Source organism: Reyranella sp., assembly GCF_052439685.1.
In the GTDB taxonomy this organism is placed as follows: domain Bacteria; phylum Pseudomonadota; class Alphaproteobacteria; order Reyranellales; family Reyranellaceae; genus Reyranella.
The window spans coordinates 554-1,848 of sequence record NZ_JBQVQG010000069.1 but is presented as its reverse complement, the minus strand read 5'-3'; the positions used below and the strand labels follow the sequence as shown (position 1 = coordinate 1,848).

General features: G+C 66.6%; 1 protein-coding gene. It reads left to right on the top strand.

All coding sequences use genetic code 11. The annotated features are described in order from the left end of the window. On the top strand, window positions 1-1,295 hold a 1,295-nt coding region (locus tag ACT6UX_RS30335), incomplete at both ends, for an ABC transporter permease (RefSeq protein ID WP_444778854.1).

The window sequence follows — 1,295 nt, the reverse complement described above, 5'->3', positions numbered from 1 at the left end:
CCCAGCTGGGCGTGCTGCCGCTGATCATGCCGCCCTTCGTGGGCGCGGTCGCGCTGCAGCTCATCTTCGGGCGCAGCGGCTCGGTCAACCTGCTGCTCAACGACGCGTTCGGCTTCACCGTGCCCATCATGGACGGCCTGGTCGGCGTGACCTTCGTCGAGAGCATCCACTACTTCCCCTTCATCCTGCTCAACCTCGTGGCCGCGATGCGCAACATCGACGGCGCCATGGAAGAGTCGGCGCAGAACCTCGGCGCCAAGGGCTGGCGCCTGTTCTGGCGCATCATCTTCCCGCTCTCGCTGCCGGGTTACCTGGCCGGCGCGGCGCTGGTGTTCGTGAAGGTGTTCGACGACCTGGGCACGCCGCTGGTGATGGGCGTGACCAACATGCTCGCGCCGCAGGCCTATCTGCGCATCACCTCGGTGGGCATCGAGGACCCGCTGGGTTACGTCATCAGCGTGATCATGATCGTGCTGTCCATCCTGGCGCTGTGGATGGCCTCGCGCGTCATGAAGGGCAAGGACTACTCCACGCTGCAAAAGGGCGGCAATTCGCTGCAGCGCCGCACGCTGCGCGGCTGGGCCTCGGTGCTGGCCTACGCCTGGGTGGGCTTCGTGCTGCTGGTCACGCTGGCGCCGCACATCGGCATCCTGCTGATGTCTTTCTCCAAGGTCTGGAGTTTCTCGGTGCTGCCCGACAGCTATACCCTGGAGCACTACGCCACCATCTTCACCGACTCCAAGCTGATGGTGGTCAACACCCTCAAGTACTGCCTGATGGCCGCGAGCCTGGACGTGGTGCTGGGCACGCTCATCGCCTACCTGATCTTCCGCACCGAGCTGCCCGCGCGCCGCTGGCTCGACTACATCGCCTCGATCGCGCTGGCCATCCCCGGCCTGGTGCTGGCCATCGGCTACCTGCGCATGTTCAAGGGCGTGGACATCCCGTTCACCGACACGCCGGTGATCAGCACCTGGGTGCTGATCATGATCGCCTACGCGGTGCGCCGCCTGCCGTACGCGCTGCGCTCCTGCATGGCCGCGCTGCAGCAGGTGCACATCTCGCTCGAAGAGGCCGGGCAGAGCCTGGGCGCGGGCAAGGTCAGCACGGTGCGGCGCATCATGGTGCCGCTCATGATGGGCGGCATCCTGGCCGGCTTCGTCACCAGCTTCATCACCGCCGCGGTGGAGCTCTCGGCCACCATCCTGCTCACCTCGGCGCAGAGCCAGGCGCCCATGAGCTATGGCATCTACCTCTACATGCAGAGCATCGCCGGGCGCGGACCGGGCGCCGCC